This is a genomic window from Bradyrhizobium embrapense (assembly GCF_001189235.2).
GTDB lineage: Bacteria > Pseudomonadota > Alphaproteobacteria > Rhizobiales > Xanthobacteraceae > Bradyrhizobium > Bradyrhizobium embrapense.
The window spans coordinates 68,463-88,813 of record NZ_LFIP02000011.1; the positions used below are offsets into that span (position 1 = coordinate 68,463).

General features: G+C 66.4%; 22 protein-coding genes. 7 read left to right on the top strand and 15 right to left on the bottom strand.

Going from position 1 to position 20,351, the window contains the following annotated elements:
* Positions 1–20 precede the first annotated feature (20 nt).
* Positions 21–1,745 carry a SulP family inorganic anion transporter gene (locus AKN83_RS32905; RefSeq protein WP_050401482.1) on the top strand — a complete coding sequence of 575 codons (1,725 nt, stop codon included), beginning with the start codon at positions 21–23 and terminating at the stop codon, positions 1,743–1,745.
* A 25-nt stretch (positions 1,746–1,770) separates the two neighbouring features.
* Here the strand turns inward: AKN83_RS32905 and AKN83_RS32910 are convergent, their stop codons facing one another.
* The 9 genes from AKN83_RS32910 to phnG are packed head-to-tail and all read right to left on the bottom strand — an operon-like array spanning position 1,771 to position 8,735.
* Positions 1,771–2,382, bottom strand: coding sequence for a pyridoxamine 5'-phosphate oxidase family protein (locus tag AKN83_RS32910; protein ID WP_050401483.1), 612 nt, complete (start codon positions 2,380–2,382; stop codon positions 1,771–1,773).
* 35 nt (positions 2,383–2,417) lie between these two features.
* The gene (phnN, locus tag AKN83_RS32915) at positions 2,418–3,011 is read right to left on the bottom strand and encodes a phosphonate metabolism protein/1,5-bisphosphokinase (PRPP-forming) PhnN (RefSeq protein ID WP_050401484.1); all 594 of its coding nucleotides are present in this window, start codon (positions 3,009–3,011) and stop codon (positions 2,418–2,420) included.
* On the bottom strand, positions 3,008–4,162 hold the full coding sequence (locus AKN83_RS32920) for an alpha-D-ribose 1-methylphosphonate 5-triphosphate diphosphatase (protein ID WP_050401485.1): 1,155 nt from the start codon (positions 4,160–4,162) through the stop codon (positions 3,008–3,010). The genes phnN and AKN83_RS32920 overlap by 4 nt, the downstream gene beginning before the upstream one ends.
* 13 nt (positions 4,163–4,175) lie before the next feature.
* On the bottom strand, positions 4,176–4,874 hold the full coding sequence (phnL, locus tag AKN83_RS32925) for a phosphonate C-P lyase system protein PhnL (RefSeq protein ID WP_050401486.1): 699 nt from the start codon (positions 4,872–4,874) through the stop codon (positions 4,176–4,178).
* 8 nt (positions 4,875–4,882) lie between these two features.
* Entirely contained in the window at positions 4,883–5,680 is a 798-nt protein-coding gene (gene phnK, locus AKN83_RS32930; protein ID WP_050401487.1) for a phosphonate C-P lyase system protein PhnK, read from the bottom strand.
* The gene (locus AKN83_RS32935; RefSeq protein WP_063695642.1) at positions 5,673–6,557 is read right to left on the bottom strand and encodes an alpha-D-ribose 1-methylphosphonate 5-phosphate C-P-lyase PhnJ; all 885 of its coding nucleotides are present in this window, start codon (positions 6,555–6,557) and stop codon (positions 5,673–5,675) included. Before AKN83_RS32935 ends, phnK begins: the two co-directional genes overlap by 8 nt.
* Positions 6,554–7,657, bottom strand: a complete 1,104-nt coding sequence (locus AKN83_RS32940; RefSeq protein ID WP_050401488.1) for a carbon-phosphorus lyase complex subunit — start codon at positions 7,655–7,657, stop codon at positions 6,554–6,556. The genes AKN83_RS32935 and AKN83_RS32940 overlap by 4 nt, the downstream gene beginning before the upstream one ends.
* Before the next feature lie 3 nt (positions 7,658–7,660).
* Entirely contained in the window at positions 7,661–8,269 is a 609-nt protein-coding gene (gene phnH / locus AKN83_RS32945; protein WP_050401489.1) for a phosphonate C-P lyase system protein PhnH, read from the bottom strand.
* A gap of 4 nt (positions 8,270–8,273) precedes the next feature.
* Positions 8,274–8,735, bottom strand: a complete 462-nt coding sequence (gene phnG / locus AKN83_RS32950; protein WP_050401490.1) for a phosphonate C-P lyase system protein PhnG — start codon at positions 8,733–8,735, stop codon at positions 8,274–8,276.
* A gap of 104 nt (positions 8,736–8,839) precedes the next feature.
* Here phnG and phnF point away from each other — a divergent pair, with 104 nt between their 5' ends.
* Positions 8,840–9,565 carry a phosphonate metabolism transcriptional regulator PhnF gene (gene phnF / locus AKN83_RS32955; RefSeq protein WP_050401491.1) on the top strand — a complete coding sequence of 242 codons (726 nt, stop codon included), beginning with the start codon at positions 8,840–8,842 and terminating at the stop codon, positions 9,563–9,565.
* Positions 9,566–9,805: 240 nt separating this feature from the next.
* On the opposite strand, the gene phnE (AKN83_RS32960) is transcribed toward phnF, so the two are convergent.
* The 4 genes from phnE (AKN83_RS32960) to phnC all read right to left on the bottom strand — a co-directional run bounded on the left by phnE (AKN83_RS32960) (position 9,806) and on the right by phnC (position 13,442).
* Positions 9,806–10,654 (bottom strand): phosphonate ABC transporter, permease protein PhnE, encoded by an 849-nt coding sequence (gene phnE / locus AKN83_RS32960; RefSeq protein WP_050401492.1) that lies wholly within the window; start codon positions 10,652–10,654, stop codon positions 9,806–9,808.
* Positions 10,651–11,535 carry a phosphonate ABC transporter, permease protein PhnE gene (phnE, locus tag AKN83_RS32965; RefSeq protein WP_050401493.1) on the bottom strand — a complete coding sequence of 295 codons (885 nt, stop codon included), beginning with the start codon at positions 11,533–11,535 and terminating at the stop codon, positions 10,651–10,653. Before phnE (AKN83_RS32965) ends, phnE (AKN83_RS32960) begins: the two co-directional genes overlap by 4 nt.
* Positions 11,536–11,617: 82 nt before the next feature.
* On the bottom strand, positions 11,618–12,550 hold the full coding sequence (gene phnD, locus AKN83_RS32970; RefSeq protein WP_050401494.1) for a phosphonate ABC transporter substrate-binding protein: 933 nt from the start codon (positions 12,548–12,550) through the stop codon (positions 11,618–11,620).
* 76 nt (positions 12,551–12,626) lie between these two features.
* On the bottom strand, positions 12,627–13,442 hold the full coding sequence (phnC, locus tag AKN83_RS32975; protein ID WP_063695643.1) for a phosphonate ABC transporter ATP-binding protein: 816 nt from the start codon (positions 13,440–13,442) through the stop codon (positions 12,627–12,629).
* A 211-nt stretch (positions 13,443–13,653) separates the two neighbouring features.
* On the opposite strand from phnC, the gene AKN83_RS32980 reads away from it, so the two are divergent.
* From AKN83_RS32980 to AKN83_RS32990, 3 genes are read left to right on the top strand one after another with little or no spacing between them, the layout of a single operon-like run.
* Entirely contained in the window at positions 13,654–14,319 is a 666-nt protein-coding gene (locus tag AKN83_RS32980) for a transferase hexapeptide repeat family protein (protein WP_050401495.1), read from the top strand.
* The gene (locus AKN83_RS32985; protein WP_050401496.1) at positions 14,316–15,488 is read left to right on the top strand and encodes an alpha-D-ribose 1-methylphosphonate 5-triphosphate diphosphatase; all 1,173 of its coding nucleotides are present in this window, start codon (positions 14,316–14,318) and stop codon (positions 15,486–15,488) included. Before AKN83_RS32980 ends, AKN83_RS32985 begins: the two co-directional genes overlap by 4 nt.
* A 20-nt stretch (positions 15,489–15,508) precedes the next feature.
* Positions 15,509–16,201 carry a DUF1045 domain-containing protein gene (locus AKN83_RS32990; RefSeq protein WP_050401497.1) on the top strand — a complete coding sequence of 231 codons (693 nt, stop codon included), beginning with the start codon at positions 15,509–15,511 and terminating at the stop codon, positions 16,199–16,201.
* On the opposite strand, the gene AKN83_RS32995 is transcribed toward AKN83_RS32990, so the two are convergent.
* Positions 16,198–17,148, bottom strand: coding sequence for a LysR substrate-binding domain-containing protein (locus tag AKN83_RS32995; RefSeq protein ID WP_244522185.1), 951 nt, complete (start codon positions 17,146–17,148; stop codon positions 16,198–16,200). The genes AKN83_RS32990 and AKN83_RS32995 overlap by 4 nt on opposite strands.
* Positions 17,149–17,318: 170 nt before the next feature.
* On the opposite strand from AKN83_RS32995, the gene AKN83_RS33000 reads away from it, so the two are divergent.
* Together AKN83_RS33000 and AKN83_RS33005 are read left to right on the top strand one after the other, a co-directional pair.
* A complete protein-coding gene (locus tag AKN83_RS33000) occupies positions 17,319–18,449 on the top strand; it encodes an aromatic ring-hydroxylating oxygenase subunit alpha (RefSeq protein WP_063695653.1) in 1,131 nt (376 codons plus the stop codon).
* Between the two features lie 32 nt (positions 18,450–18,481).
* On the top strand, positions 18,482–19,270 hold the full coding sequence (locus AKN83_RS33005; RefSeq protein ID WP_050401499.1) for a crotonase/enoyl-CoA hydratase family protein: 789 nt from the start codon (positions 18,482–18,484) through the stop codon (positions 19,268–19,270).
* Between the two features lie 26 nt (positions 19,271–19,296).
* Here the strand turns inward: AKN83_RS33005 and hemC are convergent, their stop codons facing one another.
* Positions 19,297–20,283, bottom strand: a complete 987-nt coding sequence (gene hemC, locus AKN83_RS33010) for a hydroxymethylbilane synthase (RefSeq protein ID WP_283807425.1) — start codon at positions 20,281–20,283, stop codon at positions 19,297–19,299.
* Positions 20,284–20,351 lie beyond the last annotated feature (68 nt).

A 20,351-nucleotide genomic window follows, 5' to 3' on the forward strand; every position in this document is an offset into this window, starting at 1 on the left:
GGGGTTGGGAGTGACCGGCGATGAATCAATTAACCGGCTGGCTGCCAGGTCTCAACACCCTCCGTCGATATCAGGGGGCTTGGCTTCCACACGACATCTTCGCCGGGCTTGTGCTCGCGACCATGCTGGTGCCGGTCGGCATCGCCTATGCGGAAGCGTCGGGCTTGCCCGGCATCTACGGACTTTATGCGACGATCATCCCGCTCCTCGCCTATGCCTTGTTCGGGCCGAGCCGCATCCTCGTCCTGGGACCGGACTCGGCGCTTGCAGCCGTTATCCTTGGCGTCGTCGCTCCGCTATCGGGCGGCGATCCGATGCGCGCGGTAACCTTGGCCGCCATGATGGCGGTCGTCTCCGGAACGATTTGCATCGCAGCCGGCATCGCGCGGTTGGGATTCCTGACCGAGCTTCTCTCCAAGCCGATCCGCTACGGCTACATGAACGGAATCGCCTTGACCGTTCTGATCAGCCAGCTGCCGAAGCTGTTCGGGTTCTCCATCGACGGTGATGGACCGCTGCGCAGCCTCTGGGCGATCGTCGGCGCGATCCTTGACGGAGAGACAAATTGGGTCACGCTCGCGATCGGCCTTGCGACGTTGGCGGCGATCCTGCTGCTCGCGCGCAACAAGCGGTTGCCGAGCATTCTGATTGCCGTTGTTGCGGCGACGGTCGTCACCGGTGTGCTCGGTCTCGGGGCGCGCTATGGCGTGAAGGTTCTGGGCCAGCTTCCCCAAGGCCTGCCGGGTTTCGCCATTCCCCGGATCGGCTATGGCGATATCGCGCAGGTGCTGATCGGCGCTTGCGCCGTCGCGCTGGTTTCATTCGCCGACACCAGTGTGCTCTCGCGGTCCTACGCGGCAAGATTGGGCGATCGCGTCGATCCCAACCAGGAGATGGTGGGGCTCGGCGCTGCCAATCTGGCCGCCGGATTCTTTCAGGGCTTTCCGATCAGCAGCAGCAGCTCACGCACGCCCGTCGCTGAAGCTGCGGGCGCGCGCACCCAATTGACCAGCGTCATCGGCGCGCTCGCCATCGCCTTTCTGCTGCTGATGGCGCCGAACCTGCTCCAGCACCTGCCCAACGCCGCGCTGGCCGCCGTCGTGATCGCGGCCGCGCTCGGCCTGTTCGAGATCAGCGACCTCATGCGGATCTACCGCATTCAGCAGTGGGAGTTCTGGCTATCGATGGTCTGCTTTGTCGGCGTGGCCGTGCTAGGCGTGATTCCCGGAATAGGCCTCGCCATCGTGCTCGCCATCGTCGAGTTCCTGTGGGACGGCTGGCGGCCGCATTCCGCCGTGCTGGGCCGCGCCTCTGGCGTGAAGGGCTATCACGACATCACGCGATACCCGGATGCGCGCCAGATCCCCGGGCTGGTGCTGTTCCGGTGGGATGCGCCGCTGTTCTTTGCCAATGCCGAGTTCTTCAAGGAGCGCGCGCGGGATGCTGTGGCGAAATCCCCGACTCCGGTTCGCTGGCTGGTGGTCGCGGCCGAACCTGTCACCAGCGTCGACGTGACCGCCGGTGACATTCTCGCCGAGCTCGACGAGGCGTTGCACGCACAGAAGATCGAGCTGTGCTTCGCCGAGCTCAAGGACCCCGTCAAGGACAAGCTGAAGAAATTCGGCCTGCTGGCGCAGCTCGGCGAGAACAACTTCTTCCCAACCATCGGCGTTGCCGTTGCGCGCTACCTCGAGATCAATGACGACGTGACCTGGGAGGACTGGGAAGACCGGGCTGGCGCCTAGTTCGTTCCCCAGCCATCTGCGCGGATCACCACATCGTCTGCCGCGCGCGTTCCGGCCATTCGCGATCGTATTTCTCGCCGCCAACCGTGTGCTCGCTCATCTCGGCAAGGATCTGACCGGGCGTTGGCAGGACCTTCGGGTCGATCCGCTTGTCCGGGTTCCAGAGGTCGGAGCGCACGATCGCGCGGGCGCACTGGAAATAGATTTCATCCACATTCATCACGATCACCGTGCGCGGTGCCTTGCCCTCCATCTCGAACGAAGCCAGCAGCTCCGGCTCGGCCGTGACATAGGCGCGGCCGTTGACGCGTAGCGTGCTGCCCGAGCCCGGGATCAGGAACAGCAGCCCGACGCGAGGATCGCGGACGATGTTGCGCAGCGAATCGCAACGATTGTTGCCGCGGCGATCCGGCATCATCAGCGTCTTCGCATCATGGATGCGCACGAAGCCCGGCAGGTCGCCGCGCGGCGAGCAATCGAGCCCTTCCGGGCCCGAGGTCGCGAGCGACACGAATGGCGACTTCTCGATGAGCACACGATAGAGCGGCGTCACGTGATCGGCGACCTTCACGGTCGATGCGTCGTTCGGGAAGCCGTAGATCGCCTCAAGCTGCTCGATCGTGGAAATCACCGACATTCGTGCTGTTCTCCTCTGTGGTTGATCGTCTCTTGCTAGCCGTCCCAGCGTTCGCCCTTGATGATGCGGACAAGCTGTCGCGCGTGATACTCGGCGGTGCCGGAATTGACGATGGTGAAATCGGGCGTCGATGTGCTCTCGTCCACGGTGCGCGCCAGCCGCTGCGCGAGCAGACCGTCGCTGCTGCGCGCCCGCGCCGCCAGCCGCGCCGCGAGCACGTCCGGCGGCGCCGTGACCGACACTACGAGCGCGTTGGCATAGTTGCGGCGCGCTGCCGCGATCACCATGCGCGAAACGTTCGCGATCACGGTGCGCCCGGCACGGATTTCGTCGTTGATCGCCCGCGACAACGCATAGCGATGGCCGTGCGCTTCCCAATGCATGGCGTAGTCGCCGGCGGCGATCGCGCGCTGGAAGGCTTCCGCACCGACCTCTTCATTGTCCTCCGACGCCGAGGCCTGGCGCGTGATCAGGCGGCGGGAAAACACGATGTCACGGTCACCTGCGCAGGCCGCCTTCGCGAGCCCCAGCAGCGTATCCTTGCCGGCGCCGCTCGGGCCGACCACCAGGATCAACCGGCCAGGACCGATCGCTGTGCGCGGCCCGGCGATGACCGGCGTGTCGGTCACGCGACCCTCCCCCCTTCGCGCCAGACGCTGCGCACGACCGGCAGGTCGCGCGCGACGTGGACGCGGATCAGATCGGCACGCCGGCCGACCGCGATCTCGCCGCGATCGGTGAGGCCGACCGCCTCGGCCGGCGTCTTGGTCACGGTGCGGACGGCGGAGGCGAGATCGATCGCCGGCACATGCCGCGGCAGCTGCAGCGCCGCCATCAGCAGGCTGGAGGGGATGTAGTCCGACGACAGGATATCGAGCATGCCCTCATTGGCAAGATCGACGGCGGCGATGTTGCCGGAATGTGAGCCGCCGCGCACCACGTTCGGCGCGCCCATCAGGATGTCGATGCCGGCAGCGTGCAGCCCGCGCGCCGCTTCCATCGTGGTCGGGAATTCTGCGACCGCGACCTTGTCGTTGACGGCGTCGACCACGTTTTCATCCGTGGTGTCGTCATGGCTCGCCAGCGGAATCCTGTACTCATGCGCCAGCGCGACGATCGCGCGGGTGTTGGCGACGGCATATTCCTTCTGATAGGCGAAGCGCCGCGCGAACAGCACGTCGAGCTGGGCGTCGGTCATGCCGCCGCCCTTGCCGCGGTAGTAGTCGCGCAGCTTGACCTCGTCGCGGAACTGGCGCTGGCCCGGCGTATGATCCATCAGCGACATCAGCCGCACGTCGGGCCGGTCGATTAGCTCCTTGGCCTCGGCGACGACATCAGGCATCGGCACTTCACAGCGCAGATGCAGGAAGTGATCGGCGCGCAGCAGATTCTCCTCGCGCGCGGCCGAGATCGCCGCCGCCAATATGCCGGCGCGGCCGTCGGCATCCTCCGCGCCGTCCTCGCGCCAGACCCGCAATGAGTCCAAAACGGTGGTGATGCCCGAGGTCGCGAGCTGCCCGTCATAGGAGATCACGGCCGCGACCGGATTCCAGAACACCTTCGGCCGCGGCACGTAGTGCATCTCGAGATGGTCGGTGTGCAGCTCGATCAGCCCGGGCATCAGCAGATCGCCGGCAGCATCCTCGGCGGCCTCAGGCGCCCTGCCCTCGCCGAACTCCGCGATCCTACCGTCCGATATCGCAACCCAGCCCTGCTCGATCACGCGATCGGCGAGGACCAGCCGGGCGTTGCCGATGATGGTGTCTTGCTTGGCGGTCATTTCAAACGGTCCTTCAGGCGGCAGCGGCGAACGAGGTCACGTCGACGATGCGGTCGGCGATCAGATGACGGATTTCGTCGTCATGGACAATCGCGACCATCGCGACGCCCTTGGTCTTTTTCTCCGCAATCAGCTCGACCACCACTGCGCGATTCGCCGCATCGAGCGAAGCGGTCGGCTCGTCGAGCAGCAGAATCGGCAGGTCGGAGATGAACCCGCGCGCGATATTGACGCGCTGCTGCTCGCCGCCGGAGAAGGTCGAGGGCGGCAAGGTCCAAAGCCGCTCCGGAATGTTGAGCCGGCGCAGTAGTCTGCCGGCGCGCTCGCGGGCTTCCTCGCGCGCCACGCCGTTGACGATCAGCGGCTCGGCGACGACGTCGATGGTCGCGACCCGCGGCACCGCGCGCAGGAACTGACTGACATAGCCGATGGTCGAGCGGCGGATGCTCAGCACCTGGCGCGGCTCGGCGGTCGCGAGATCGACGACCTTGCCCTGGTGACGGATGCCGATCCGGCCGCTGTCGCAGCGGTAATTGCCGAAAATCATCTTCAGGATCGAGGATTTTCCGGCGCCCGACGGGCCCGACAGCACTACGCATTCGCCCGGCTCGACGTGGAACGAGACGCCGCGCACCACGGGCAGCTCTACGCCGCCCTGCAGATGCATGGTGAAGGTCTTCTCGGCGTTGGCAAGTTCGATCATCGCGGTCATTGGCAAGCTCATGGCGGAAGTATCGAGGAAACGAGCAGCTGGGTATAGGGCTCGCGGGGATCGTCGAGCACCTGGTCGGTGAGTCCGGTCTCGATGACGCGGCCACCCTTCATGACCATCACGCGATGCGACAGCAGGCGCGCGACCGCGAGATCATGGGTCACGACGATGGCGGCAAGACCAAGCTCGCCGACCAGGTTGCGCATCAGATCCAGCAGGCGCGCCTGCACCGAGACGTCGAGGCCGCCGGTCGGTTCGTCCATGAACACCAGCCGCGGCTCGGTGACGAGGTTGCGCGCGATCTGCAGCCGCTGCCGCATGCCGCCCGAATAGGTCTTCGGCGCATCGTCGATGCGGCCGATATCGATCTCGACCCGATCCAGCCAGGTCGATGCGGTATCGCGGATCCGGCCGTAGTGATTCCACCCCACAGCCATCAGCCGCTCGCCGACATTGGCGCCGGCCGAGACGCCCATGCGCAGGCCCTGCGCCGGGTCCTGATGCACGAAGCCCCAGTCGGTGCGGAACAGGAAGCGCCGCTCCGCCTCGCCGAGTTCGGCGAGATCGCGCAGCACGCCGTCGCGCATCCGGTAGGATACCCGTCCCGCTCTCGGCGCGAGCTGCGCGGACAGCAGTTGCAGCAGTGTCGACTTGCCCGAACCGGATTCGCCGACGATCGCCAGCACCTCACCGGGATAGAGCGCGAACGAAACGTCGCGGCAGGCCGCAAGCCGGCCGTAATTCTTGCCGAGCCCTTCGGCCACCAGCAGTGGCTGATCGTCGTCGAAGTTTGCCAGCTCAGACATGCGCCTTCTCCTTGTGCGGCGCCGCGCTCTCGGTGCCGTGATGGCCGGCGGCCTGGCGCTGCTCGCAGAAGTCGGTGTCGGAGCAGACGAACATCCGCCCGCCTCTGTCGTCGGTGACGATCTCGTCGAGATAGGAATTGTCCGCGCCGCACAGCGCGCAGGGCGCGTTGAAGCGGTAGCGCGTGAACGGGTGATCCTCGAAATCCAGTGACACGACCGTCGTGTAGGGCGGGATCGCATAGATGCGCTTCTCCCGGCCGGCGCCGAACAGCTGCAGCGCCGCGCAATTGTCCATCTTCGGATTGTCGAATTTCGGCGTCGGCGACGGGTCCATCACGTAGCGCGCGTTCACCTTCACCGGATAGGCGTAGGCGGTCGCGATGTGGCCGAAGCGCGCGATATCCTCGTAAAGCTTGACGTGCATCAGCCCGTATTCGGCGAGCGCGTGCATGCGCCGCGTCTCGGTCTCGCGCGGCTCCAGGAAACGCAGCGGCTCGGGGATCGGCACCTGATAGACCAGTACCTGTCCGGCGTGCAGTGACGCCTCGGGAATCCGGTGCCGGGTCTGGATCACGGTCGCGTCCATCGTCGAGGTCGTGGTCGCGACGCCCGCGGTCTTGCCGAAGAATTTTCGGATCGAGATCGCGTTGGTGGTGTCGTCCGAGCCCTGGTCGATCACCTTCAGCACGTCGTCGGGGCCGAGGATCGCCGCCGTGACCTGCACGCCGCCGGTGCCCCAGCCATAGGGCATCGGCATCTCGCGGCTCGCGAACGGCACCTGATAGCCGGGGATCGCGATCGCCTTCAGGATGGCGCGGCGGATCATCCGCTTGGTCTGCTCGTCGAGATAGGCGAAATTGTATGTCGGCGCATTCATTCCGCGGCCTCCTGCATTTCAACGGCCTCGTTGGCCTCCGCGAACTCCTGCCGCAGCTTGCGGAGCAGGCCGAGCTCGGACTGGAAGTCGACGTAGTGCGGCAGCTTGAGATGCTCGACGAAGCCGGTCGACTGGACATTGTCGGAGTGCGACATCACGAATTCCTCGTCCTGCGCCGGCGCGCCGACCTCCTCGCCGAGTTCGCCCGCACGGAGCGCACGGTCGACCAGCGCCATCGACATGGTCTTGCGCTCGCTCTGGCCGAAGGCAAGGCCATAGCCGCGGCTGAAGCACGGCGCCTCTGATGTCGAGCCCTTGAACTGGTTGACCATCTGGCACTCGGTCAGCTCGATCGAGCCGAGCGGCACGGCGAAGCCGACATCCTCGGCAAAGAACTCGACCTCGACCTCGCCGAAGCGGATCTCGCCGGCGAAGGGATGGTTGCGGCCATAGCCGCGCTGCGTCGAATAGCCGAGCGCGAGCAGAAAACCCTCGTCGCCACGCGCCAGATTCTGCAGCCGCAGATCGCGATCGGCCGGAAAGCTCAGCGGTTCGCGCGTGAGGTCGCCGACCGGCGCGTCGCCATCTGCCTGCGGTGACGGTTCGATCAAACCATCGCGGCCGAGAATGTCGGTGACCCGCGGCGTCGCCGCCTGCGAGGCCTCCGCGATCGCCGGCTGCTCCGGCACAAAGCCTTCCGCGAGCTGCGGATCGAGCAGGCGATGGGTGTAGTCAAAGGTCGGCCCCAGGATCTGGCCGCCCGGAACATCCTTGAAGGTCGAGGAGATGCGCCGCCGCACCTGCATCTCGCCGGTATTGACAGGCTCGGTGGCGCCGAAGCGCGGCAGCGTGGCGCGGAAGGCGCGAACCAGGAAGATCGCTTCGATCATGTCGCCGCGCGCCTGCTTGATCGCGAGCGCCGCGAGCTCGCGATCATAGAGCGAGCCTTCGGTCATCACCCGGTCGACCCCGAGCGCGAGCTGTTCGGAGATCTGCGCCAGCGTCACCTCGGCGACATCGCGATCGCCGCGCCGCTCATGCGCGAGCAGCCGATGAGCGTTCTCGATGGCGCGCTCGCCTCCCTTGACAGCTACATACATCGCTCACACTCCGCTTGCGATCAGCCGCGTGGTGCGCGGGATCGCGACAATATTGTCGTCATGGACCAGCACGACATCGATGCCGCGCGGGAACAGGGCTTCGTTGATCGACAGCCGCTGGAACAGGTCGCGCGGCTTGATCATCGCCTGCAGCAGCGCGCTGCCGTCGATGCCGGGGCCTTTCAGCTCGAAGGCCGGACCCTGCGTCAGGCTGTCGACCTGCAGGATCAGCGTGGTCGACCGGTCAGGATATTCGCTGCTGCCGAACGCGAAGCGCTCCAGCGCCGGCAGGTTCGCGGCATCGCCGATCAGCGCGAAGCTTGCGATCGCGGAATCCGCAACCACCGGCGCGCTGGCGTGGAACTTCAGCCAACGGGCGACGTCCGGCGTCGCCGACATCGCGGCATCGAGCCAGATCGGCGTGTCGTGATCGAACAGCGTCAGCGCGATCGCGGCCGAGCCGCGCATCATACCGGCCGGCGTTCCGACGCTGGCGGCGACGCGCTGCACGCTGCCCGGACGCGCCATCGCATCCATCACGGAGCGGAACGTGGATTGCGCCGACAGCACCTTGTCGGCAAAGCCTGCGGGCATTTCGGCAATCGTCGTCATTGCATCACCCCTCACCGCGCACCATCGTGTAGAAATCGACCCGCGTTGCCGCGCTCTCGGCGGCCTTGCGGGCGCGTTCGGCATTCATGGCGACGCGCAGCGGCGCGATCACCTTGGTCTCCACCTCGCCGGACAATGCCGCCGACTGCACCATGGCGTCGCACAGCGCGATCATCTGCGCCTTGTGCGCATCGCGGCCGAGCGTGTAGCCGAAGCCGACCTCGCCGCTCGCAAGCCGCACCGCTGCGCGCGACACCGTCGCCTCGCCAAGATTGAACGGCGCACCGTCGCCGCCGATCCGCCCGCGCAGCATCACGAGGCCGTTCTCCGGCTCGCGCAGGTTCTGATGGCTAGGCACAGCGATCGCCGCGAGCCGGCCTGCGATGTCGGCCGCGGCGGAGTGCGCCAGCACGGTCATCGCCGCCTTGCGCTGGGCCTGTTTGCTGTCTGGTCCGGTCAAGCTCATGGGCAACCTTGCTTGTATCAAGTTGTCTATGATAATAGACAACTTGATAGCCGAGCGCCATGACTGTTTCGTGACAAACCAAAGATTTCTGGTATCACCGCGCCATGAGCATGCAGGAAAGTTCCGGCGTCGCCTTGTGGCGGCAGGTCGCCGACGGCATCGAGCGCGGCATCGCTGACGGCCGCTTTGCCGCGGGCGAAAAGCTGCCCGGCGAGATGGAGATCGCCGAGACTTACCGCGTCAATCGCCACACCGTGCGGCGGGCGCTCGCCGCATTGGCGGAGCGCGGCCTGGTGCGCGCCGAGCGCGGCAGCGGCACCTATGTCGAGGCCCAGCGCCTCGCCTACCCACTGCGTTCACGCACGCGATTCTCCGAGATCGTCGGTGCCGGCGGCCACGAGCCGCGCGGCCAGTTGATCGATGCCGGCAGCGACGTCGCCAACCGCGAGATCGCGCGCGAGCTCGGCCTGAAGATCGGCGCGCCGCTGATCCGGATCGAAGCGGTGCGGCTCGCCGACCGGACGCCGATCTGCGTCTCGACCACCTGGCTGTCGGCCGAGCGGTTTCCCGATGCCGGCAACGTCTTCGCCAATGTTCGCTCGATGACCAAGCTGCTCGGGCACTACGGCGTCAAGGACTACCGCCGTTCGTCGACCCGGATCACCGCGGCGATCGTCGATGCGACCGACGCCGCACGGCTCGATCTGCCGCTGGGCCGGCCGGTGCTGGTGGTCGACGCCACCGACGTCGACATGCTGGACCAGCCGCTGGCGACCAAGCGCTCGCGCTTCGCCGCCGAGCGGGTGGAGTTTCTGGTCGAGAACGGCTGACTGTGCCGGCGCACTGACGGGGCAGCTCTCCCCTTGCGGGAGAGGCTTAGGCCGCCTACGGCGGCCGTCCTCAAGAACGCCGAAGCGAAGCTTCGGCTATGTCGCATCGCCAGATGCGATCCGGGTGAGGGGTATCTCTCCCCGGACACGTCGGCTTCTGAATTCGCTGAGCGATACCCCTTATCCGGCGCTTCGCGCCACCTTCTCCCACAAGGGGAGAAGGCTTGAGCGCGCGGCAAGCTACACCACCGCCCGTTGGCCGATGATGGCAAAGCGCAGCTTGCTGGAGATGAAGTCGATCGCCGCGACCGCGATCAGGATCATCAGGATCAGGAACGACACCTTCTGCCATTCCAGCACGCGGATCTGCTCGGCGAGTTGCAGGCCGATGCCGCCGGCGCCGACGATGCCGATGATGGTGGCCGATCGGGTGTTCGATTCGATGAAATACAGCACCTGGCCTGCGATCACCGGCAGCACCTGCGGCAGCAGGCCGAAGCGGATTTCGTGCAGTGCATTGCCGCCGGAGGCCCGAATGCCCTCGACCTGCTTGCGGTCCGCCGCCTCGATCGCCTCGGAGAACAATTTTCCGAACGCGCCGAAGTCGGAGACCATGATCGCCAGCACGCCGGCGAACGGACCGAGGCCGACCACGTTGATCCAGACCAGCGCCCAGATCAGTGTATCGACGCCGCGGATCGAATCCAGGAAGCGGCGCACCGGAAAGCGGATCAGGTTCGAGGGGATGATGTTGCGTGCGGCCAGCAGGCTCACGGGCAGCGCGAGCAGCGCCGCGAGCGTAGTGCCGAGCAGCGCGATCGAAAGCGTCTCGCCGAGCGCCTGCATGTAGAGCGGGAACGACGTGCCGGGATTCGGCGGGATCATCAGCATGGCGATCCAGCCGAGTTGGCTCATCCCCGAGATCAGCTTCGTGGGCGAGAAGTCGAGATCGACCAGACCGTAGACGAAGATCGCGAACGCCGCGGCGATCATCGTCGGCATCGCCAGCCGTGCCGACGCGGGACGATCGAACACGCCGGGATATTTCGCGCGCAGTTCCGCGGTGTCCGGCCTCGGCAGCTGGCTCATCGCCGGGTCTCCTTGCCGAACAGCCGGCCGCGCAGCCAGCCGGTCGAGATGTCGATGATGAAGACGGTGACGATGATGGTGATGAGGATCGCGCTGACGTCGGAATAGTAGAATTTGCGGATCGCGACCACGAGCTCCTGACCTATGCCGCCGGCGCCGACGAAGCCCATCACGGAAGCTTCGCGGACGTTGATCTCGAAGCGCAGCAGCGCATAGCTGGCGTAGCCCGCCGAGACCTGCGGCAACACGGCAAAGCGCATGCAGGACAGCCAGCTCGCGCCGGTGGAGCGGATGCCCTCGACCGGCTTCATGTCGGCGTTCTCGACGATCTCGGCAAACAGCTTGCCGAGCGCCCCGGTGGTGTGGATCGCGATCGCGAGCACGCCGGCCATCGGCCCGAGACCGAAGGCGATCACGAAGATCAGCGCGAACACGATGCCGGGCACGGTGCGGGCGAATTCCAGCAGGCGACGGACCGTGAAACGGACCCACGGGCCCGGCGACGTATTCTGGGCCGCGAAGAAATTGAGTGAGAAGGCGAGCACGGCACCCGTGAGCGTGCCGACATAGCTGATCAGGATCGTCTCGCCGAGCATCTTCAGCCATTTGTGCCACCCCCAGAACCATTCGGCGGGATCGGTCCAGACCCGCGCGCCGGAATCCAGCGTCAGGATGCGATCAAAATAACTGACGAAATTGCCGAAATAGGTGAACAGCGTGCGCAGGTTCACTTCCGCGCCGAACGCTGCGATCACCAGCACCGCGCAGAATGCCGCCGTTGCCAGCGCGGCCTTCGACCGCTTGCGTGCGACGGACTTGCGGTAGGCGCCCTCCAGCGTCGCCAGTTGCTGCGCTGGAAGAATGGATACGGCGGTCGCCATCGGCGCTTGCAGTCCGGTTCGGAGTTGAGTGGAGAGAAAGGGCCGGGCCATGCGCCCGGCCCTCGTGACGTCAGGCGCGCGATCAGCTCGCCTTCTTGCGCAGTCGGTCGACGAACTTGATCAGTTCGATCGTGCTGTCCCAATCCTTGGTCGTGGCCGGATGGAAGCCCTTCTTCTGGCCGTCGGATAGACGGTCGAAGGCGGCCTTGTCCTTGGTCGGCGCTTCGAAGAAGGCCTTGGCGATCGCCGCCTTCAGGTCTTCCGGAAGGTCGGAATTGTAGGCGTAGGGGCCGTTGATGATGGGCGACGACTTGTTGATGATCCGGAAATCCTCCTTCTTCATCGCCGAGCCGTCGGCGTTCTTCAGCATGCCCTTGGTCAACATCTGCGCGAGCGTCGAATCATCGTCGTTGGTCCACTGGTTGGCCGCCATGTCGACGGTGCCCTGCGCCAGGGCGAGGATCGCGTTCTCGTGGCTGCCGGTGAACACGACCTTGCCGAAAAAGCCCTCGGCATCATGGATGCCCATCTTGTCGAGCTCGAAGCGCGGCACGTTGTTGCCCGAGGTCGAGTTCGGATCGACCAGGCCGAGGTTCTTGCCCTTCAGGTCTTCCACCTTCTTGTAGGGACTGGAAGCCTTGACGAAGAACACCGAATAGTAGCCGGTCGAACCGTCGGCGTTCATGTCGTTGGCGAAGGCGTCGGTCTTGACGCCGGTCAGCCGCGCGCGGGCGAACGAGGCCGAGCCGTAGCTGGCGATCTGGATGTTGCCGGCGCGCTGGCCTTCGATGACGGCCGCGTAGTCGTTGGCAATGCGCAGCGTGACCTTCACGCCGAGCTCCTTGGACAGATAGGCCGTGAACGGCGTCCAGCGCTCGGTGACGCCGGAGGCGTTCTCGGCCGGCACCACCGCGAAGGTGAGCTCGGGATATTTTGCTTTCCAGTCCTGCGCGAATGCCGAGCCGGTGAACGCCAGCACGGCGGCGCCGGCCAGAATGATGCGACGAGTGAACATGACTACCCCTCTTTTGTAGTTACACCTGTTGGCCAGGCAAAACGCCCGGCCTCGCAGATTGGAAAATGCGCGCCGCTCAGGCCGCGGCAGCGGTGCCGAGCGCCGGAACCGTCGTGCCGTCGGGCGCGGGCATTGGCGCGCCGCCCATGACGTCATTGGCCTCGAGGTCATAGAGCTCGCGCGCGATTTGGTCGGTGAGTGCCGCCGGGGCGCCGTCGAACACCACGCGCCCTGCCGCCATGCCGATCAGCCGGTCGCAATAGGTTCGTGCGAGATCGAGCGAGTGCAGATTGCAGAGCACCGTGATGCCGAAATGCTTGTTGATGCGCAGCAGTGCGTCCATCACGATCTTGGTGTTGCGCGGGTCGAGCGAGGCAATCGGCTCGTCGGCGAGAATGATGTCGGGCTCCTGCACCAGCGCGCGGGCGATCGCGACGCGCTGCTGCTGGCCGCCGGAAAGCTGGTCGGCGCGTTGCGCCGCGAGCTGGGCGATGTCGAACTGATCGAGCGCGGACAGCGCAAGCGCCCTGTCCTGCTCCGGCCAGACCTGCGCCAGCGAACGCCAGGACGGGATCTGGGCAAGCCGGCCCATCAGCACGTTGGTCAGCACGTCGAGACGGCCGACGAGATTGAACTGCTGGAAGATCATCGCCGAGCGCGCCCGCCACTGCCGCAGCTCCTTGCCGCGCAGCGCCGTGACGTCGGTGCCTTCGAACAGGATACGGCCGGAGGTCGGATCGGCGAGACGGTTGATCATCCGCAACAACGTCGACTTGCCGGCACCGGAACGCCCGATCACGCCGACGAAACTGCCCGGCGCGATCGAAAAGGATGCGTTATCGACAGCGGCTTTTGTGCCGAACCGGCACGTCAAACCTTCCACCACCAACATGCAATGCTCCAACCGCGTCACCTTGGGCCATCGCTATCCCCGGCGTTTTACAGTTATGTGACGCTGGCGCTGCGGTGCGGCGATCGTTCACACCCGTCTTTGCTGATCCCTTGCCGTCATCGCAACGTCATGATGTTGTCATCAAGCATCCAGATGACGAACGCGCATCCCCACGGAAGCACAAGATTCTTGATGATTTGCGGAGGCCCTGATGGCCGGAAAAACACTCTCGGTTGTGCCGACGATCGACCCGACCGCGGCGGTGCGCGAGAGCAAGCTCGGCAGATATACCGAGGTCGGCGCGCGCACGATCCTGCTTGAGGTCAGCATGGATGACTATTCTTACGTCGTGAACGACAGCCAGATCACCTACACCTCGATCGGCAAGTTCTGCTCGATCGCGGCGATGACCCGGATCAATCCCGGCAACCACCCGATGCATCGCGCGACCCAGGCGCATTTCACCTACCGCGCCAGCGCCTATTTTCCCGGCGAGAGCGACGACACCGACTTCTTCAACTGGCGACGTACGCATCACGTGCATATCGGCCATGACGTATGGATCGGTCATGGCGCGGTCGTGCTGCCTGGGCGGAACATCGGAACCGGCGCGGTCGTCGCCGCTGGCGCGATCGTGACCAAGGATGTGCCCGCCTATACCATCGTTGCCGGTAATCCGGCGCGTCCGGTCAAGCGGCGGTTTTCGGAGACGGTCGCGGATCGCCTCACCGCGCTCGCATGGTGGAACTGGGATCACGAAACACTTCGGCGTGCCCTGCCCGACTTTCGCAAGCTCGCGGTCGAGGAATTCCTCGACAAGTACGAGGCCGAGGCCGTATCCCAATCGCACGACAAACAACGGAGCGCCGCATCGTGACGGACATTTTCATTGAAGGCGGTCGCACGCTGGTTGACGGTGCCTTGGTCGAGACCTCGCTGCGGACCTCGGGCCGCGACATCGGCGCGCTCGACGCCGAGCAGGGCCGCGCCGCGCTCCACATCGATGCCGGCGGCCTCCTGGTGCTGCCCGGCATCATCGATTTGCATGGCGACGCGTTCGAGCGGCAGATGATGCCGCGCCCCGGCGTCGACTTCCCGACCGACGTGGCGCTGATCGACAGCGACCGGCAGGCGATCGCCAACGGCATCACCACCGTCTTCCATGGCACGACCTGGTCGTGGGAGCCCGGCCTGCGCAGCGCGGAGAATGCGCGCAAGCTGCTCGATGCGATCGAGGCGCTGCGGCCGCAGCTCGCCGCCGATACCCGCTTCCATCTGCGCCACGAGACCCATAATCTCGACGCCGAGGCCGAGATCATTCAATGGCTCGGCGAAGGCCGCATCGACCTGTTCGCCTTCAACGACCACAGCAACGTCAAGCCGAAGAAGCGCAACCAGCTGGCCGAACGCGCCGGGCTCTCGCTCGAGGCCGTCAACGACATGCTCGATCGGGTCGTGGCGCGTCGTCCCGAGGTGCCAGCCTCGATCGCGCGACTGGCTGCCGCTGCACGCGCGGTCAACATTCGGATGCTCTCGCATGACGACAACAGTCCGGCAATGCGCCAGGAGTTTCGCGCACTGGGCGCCACGATCGCCGAATTCCCCGTCAATGAAGAGACCGCGCGCGATGCCGCGGCCGCGGGCGACTTCATCGTGTTCGGCGCGCCCAATGTGGTGCGCGGCGGCAGCCACACCGGCTGGACCAGGGCATCCGACATGATCGCACACGGCCTCTGCTCGGTGCTGGCGTCGGACTACTATTATCCCGCGCAACTGCTCGCCGCCTTCCGCCTCGCCGGCGACGGCATCCTGCCGCTGACCAAGGCCTGGGACCTGATCTCGTCGGCGCCGGCACGCGCGGCAGGGCTCGCCGACCGCGGCGTGCTCGCTGCCGGCCGCCGCGCCGACATCATCGTCGTCGACGACAAGGTGCCGCTGCGGCCGCGCATCATCGCCGTGATCGCGGCGGGACGGCTGGTGCATCTGGCGGACGCGAACTGCCTCGTCCATTCACTGGCACCGCGCAAGACGGTTGCGGCAGCATAGTCAGGACCTATCCTGCCGCCATGGCCAACACTCCGCGCTACGCGATCTATTATGCGCCGTCACCCGACAGCGCCCTGCACCGCTTCGGCTCGACGCTGCTCGGCTACGACGCCGTGTCGGGCGACGACCTGCCGTTTCCCGCCGGCGTCACGCCCGACTGGCGCGAGGTGACGGAGGATCCGCGCAAATATGGTTTTCACGCCACGCTGAAAGCGCCGACCGTGCTCGCCGATGGCCGGAACGAGTTCGAGCTTCTCGACGCCTGCGCCGCCTTCGCCGGCCGTGCGCGGCGCATTCCGGTGATCGAACCTGTCGTCGATGCGATCAGCGGCTTCATTGCCGTGATCCCGTCGAGCCGTTCCGATGATCTGCAACAGCTTGCCGCCGACTGCGTCACCGAATTCGACACCTTCCGTGCGTCGCTCACGCCGCAAGATCGCGCGCGGCGCAAGCCCGAACGGCTCACGGAACGGCAGCGCGATTATCTCGATCGCTGGGGCTATCCGTACGTCATGGAGGAATTCCGCTTCCACATGACGCTGACCGGACGGCTGAGCGAGGAGCGGCGCGGCCCGATCGTGGCGCGGCTGCGCGAGCGCTTCGCGGCGATCGACCTTGCGACGCTCTCGATCGACCGCATCGCGCTGTTCAAGCAGACGGATGGCGCATCGCGCTTTCGGATCATCGGCAGCTGGCCGTTGCAGGCGAGCTAATTCGGCGGCGCCAGCTCGGCCAGCAACCACTTCTTGAATGTCTGCAGCGCACGATTGCGCTGCGCGCCCGGCGGATGAACCAGCCAGTAGCCGCCGGTCACATGGCCGACCGGCAGCAGCCGGCGGATCGTCCCGCGCCGTTCACTCTCGGCGATGAAGGGTTCGAGCGCGAGCGCAACGCCCGCGCCGCGTTCGGCGGCCTGCAGCGCGGCCACAAAGCTGTCGACCGAGACCGCGCGCGTTGCGAGCGGCACGGGCTCGCCGGCATGCCTGAACCAGAGCGGCCAGGCTGCGGGGAACGTCGTCACATGGATCAGCGCGGCGCGGCCGAGGTCGGCGGTGGTGCGCAGCTTCAACCGCCGCGCCAGCGCCGGCGCCGCGACCGGAACGGTCCTCACCTCCATCAGGCGATTTGCGACGACGCCTTCGGGCTTGTCGGGGCCGAAGCTGATGCCGGCATCAAAAGTCTCGGTATCGAAATCGACATTGCGGTTCGAGGTCTCGATCGCAAGATCGATCCCGGAATGCCGGGTGAGAAACGAGGATAGCCGCGGGATCAGCCATGCCGACGCGAACTGCGGCAGCACCTTCAGCCGCAGCCGGTGCTGGCCGGCCGCCTCGACGGCCGACTCCGCCTGGGCCAGCAACGCGAATGCGCGACCGCTCGCAGCCGCCAGCTTCTCGCCGGCATGGGTCGGCCGAACGACGCGATGGGCGCGGTGAAACAGCGCGGCGCCGAGATGGACTTCGAGATTGCGGATGCGATGGCTGATCGCCGAGGCGCTGACATTCAGGACGCCGGCAGCCTCCTTGAAGCTGCCGAGCCTGACCGCGACGTCGAACGCTTGCAGGGCCAGGAGATGCGCCGGCCGAAGACTCGCTGCCGCGAGGTCGTCCCTTCCCTGCGATGGTCGCCGGCGCCCCGGCTTCGGGTTGTTCCTGCTCATGCGCCGATCCTAGCGGCCGGCCACTGTCGATGTCCCGCGAAAAATCAATTCGGATGAATGTCATTCATCCGAACCCGGTTCGTTTCGCTTGTCGCGCGAGGCTCAATGCGAAATCCTTTCGCTCGAAGCGGACCGGCGGCAAGCCCGGCCGACAGAGCGGGAGGACGGCGATGACGACACAGCTCGCGGACGAAGCATCCATGGTCGATCGCATCCTCAGGCATATCGATACCAGATCAACCGATCTCAGCGACGGCGTCTGGCATGAACCCGTCGCGCATTATCTGTCGCAAGATCGCTTCGCGGCCGAGATCGAACATGTGTTCCGCCGCACGCTGACGCCGTTCTGCCCGTCGGCCGCGCTCGCCGAGATCGGCGCCTATGTCGCGCGCGACGCGGCGCTGACGCCCGTTGTCGCGATCCGCGGCGCAGACGGCATCGCACGCGCGTTCCGCAATGCGTGCCGCCACCGCGGCGTGCAGCTGGTCGACGGCGCCGAATGCCGGAAGGCGCTGACCTGCCGCTATCACGGCTGGACCTACGGCCTCGACGGCCGGCTCCGCGGCATCCCCGATGATTACGGCTTTCCCGGCCTCGACAGGAGCGCGCACGGCCTCGTGCCGGTCACCTGCATCGAGCGCGACGGCCTGGTGTTCGTCTCGCAGGACGGTCCCGCTGCCACGTCGGACGCCGGCGACATGCCGACGCTGTTCGGTGACGACTGGAAGCTCTACGCGACCACGACGCAGGAAGTCGAAGCCAACTGGAAGATTGTCGCGGAAGGGTTCCTCGAAGGCTATCACATCCGGTCGACGCATCAGGATACGTTCTACCCGCTGCAATACGACAATCTCAACGTGATCGAAGCCTTTGGCCGCAACAGCCGGATCAGCTTTCCCTATCGGCGCATCGAGAAGCTGCGCAACGTGCCGCCCAGCGAGCGCAAGACGACCGGCATGCTGACGCACGTCTACCACCTGTTTGCGAACGTGATGCTGTCGACCTTCCCGACCAACCGGCTGATGACCGTGCTTGAGCCGCTGGCGGTGGACCGCACTCGGCTCGTCACCTATACCCTGTCGAACCAGATCGCCGCCGAGGATGGCCGCGCCGCGGTCGCCCAGGGACGCGACTTCGTCACCGCAGGCGCGGCCGAGGATCGCGAGATGGCCTGCGCCGCGCAGCGCGGGCTCGCAACCCGGGCCAATGCCCACTTCACCTTCGGCCTGTTCGAAGGCGCCATCCGGCATTTTCACCAGAACCTGGCTGCGGCTATCGAGAGCCGCACGGACGCCCGCTGATCCGCTCCAACATTACCTATCGAGGACAGAGTATGCTGGACCATCCGACCGTCAAATACCGAACCGAGCAGGCCATCGCGATCGTCACCATCGATCGCTATGACGAGGCGCGCAATGCGGTCAATCCGGAGACCGCGCAGGGGTTGGCGCAGGCGTTTCGTGCCTTCGGCCGCGATCCGTCGCTGTCGGTCGCAATCCTGACCGGCGCTGGCGGCGCGTTCTGCGCCGGCTTCGACCTCAAGCGCACCGCGGCCGGTCATCGCGGCCACCGCGTCGAGAACGGCGACGGGCCGATGGGCCCGACGCGGATGAAGCTGTCGAAGCCGGTGATCGCCGCCGTGGAGGGGCCGGCCGTGGCGGGCGGGCTCGAGCTTGCGATCTGGTGCGATCTCCGCGTCGCAGCAACCGATGCCATCTTCGGCGTCTATTGCCGGCGCTTCGGCGTGCCGCTGATGGATCTCGGCACCGTGCGCCTGCCGCGGCTGCTCGGGCACAGCCGCGCGATGGACATGATCCTGACCGGACGCGGCGTCTCCGGCGAAGAGGCCGGGCGGATCGGGCTCGCCAACCGCGTGGTCGCGTCAGGCACGGCGCTCGCCGAGGCGCGCAGCCTCGCCCATGATCTGTGCCGTCTGCCGCAGGCGGCGCTGCGCAGCGACCGGCTCTCCGCGATCGAGCAATGGGAGCTCGGCTGGGAGCAGGCCACGCTGAACGAGTTTCGTCTCGGGCTTGCGACGGTCGCGAGCGGCGAGACCGAGGCCGGCGCACGCCGCTTCGCAGCGGGCAAGGGCCGCCACGGCGATTTCGCCGACATCGCCTGAGAAACCGATCGCGACGACGGCGGACGCTATTCCTCCACCCGGGTCCGCGCGATGATCTCGGCGGCGCCCTTCGCGAGCAGGTCCATGCCGACGGCGCGGCCGAGTTCGCGCGGCCGGTCCGCCGGTCCTCGCCGGGCCACCTGGATGAAGCCGGCACCGGCCTCGTCGAGCACCGAGGCGCGCAGGGTCAGCTCGCCTCCGGCGAGCGTGGCGTGGCCGGCGATCGGCGAATTGCAATGGCCGTTGAGCACCCACAGCACCTCGCGCTCGGCCTCGGCGGCAAGCCGCGACGGCGCATTGTCGATTGCAGCAAGCCGCGCCCGCGTCGCCCAGTCGGTCTCGACGCACTCGACCGCAACGATGCCCTGGCCCACGGCCGGCAGCATCTCGTCGAAGGAGAAATCATGGGCGATGCGCGCGGTCATGCCGATGCGGTCGAGGCCGGAACGTGCCATCACAAGCGCATCCGCCGGCCCCACCTCGCCGCCATCGGGCAGCCGCTGCTTGTCGCCGCGATCCAGTTTTGCAACGCGCGTGTCGGCGGCGCCGCGATAATGGATCACGGTCGCTTCCGGAAACAGCCGGCGCAGATAGGCCGCGCGGCGCACCGCGTTGGTGCCGATCATGAAGCCCTTGCCGCGCGCGGCGCGGAGCGTCTCCAGCGACAGGCCCGGCCGCAGCACGAGACTGTCATTGGCGGCGTCGCGCGCCAGCATCGCCGCGAGGACGAGCCCCGGCGTCTCCTCATTGCCCGGCACGTCCTTGAGCGAATGCATCGCCGCCTGCAGCGTGCCCGATCGCATGGCTTGGCGGATCTCGGCGACGAAGGCACCGCCCTTGCCGCCGTGACGCAGCAGCTTGCTGGTCTGGTCCTGGTCGCCGCGGGTCTCGAACTTGACGATTTCGACGGCAAGGTCGCTCGCCGAGGCGCGCAGCAGCCGCGCGACCTCGTCCGTCTGCGCCAGCGCCATCGCGCTCTTGCGCGTCCCTATCCGCAAAACCTGTCCCGACACGAAAGCTCCGCTGGCGTGATCATCAACGGCTGGGGATTAGAACAAAAGGTCAGTCAAAACAATGGTTT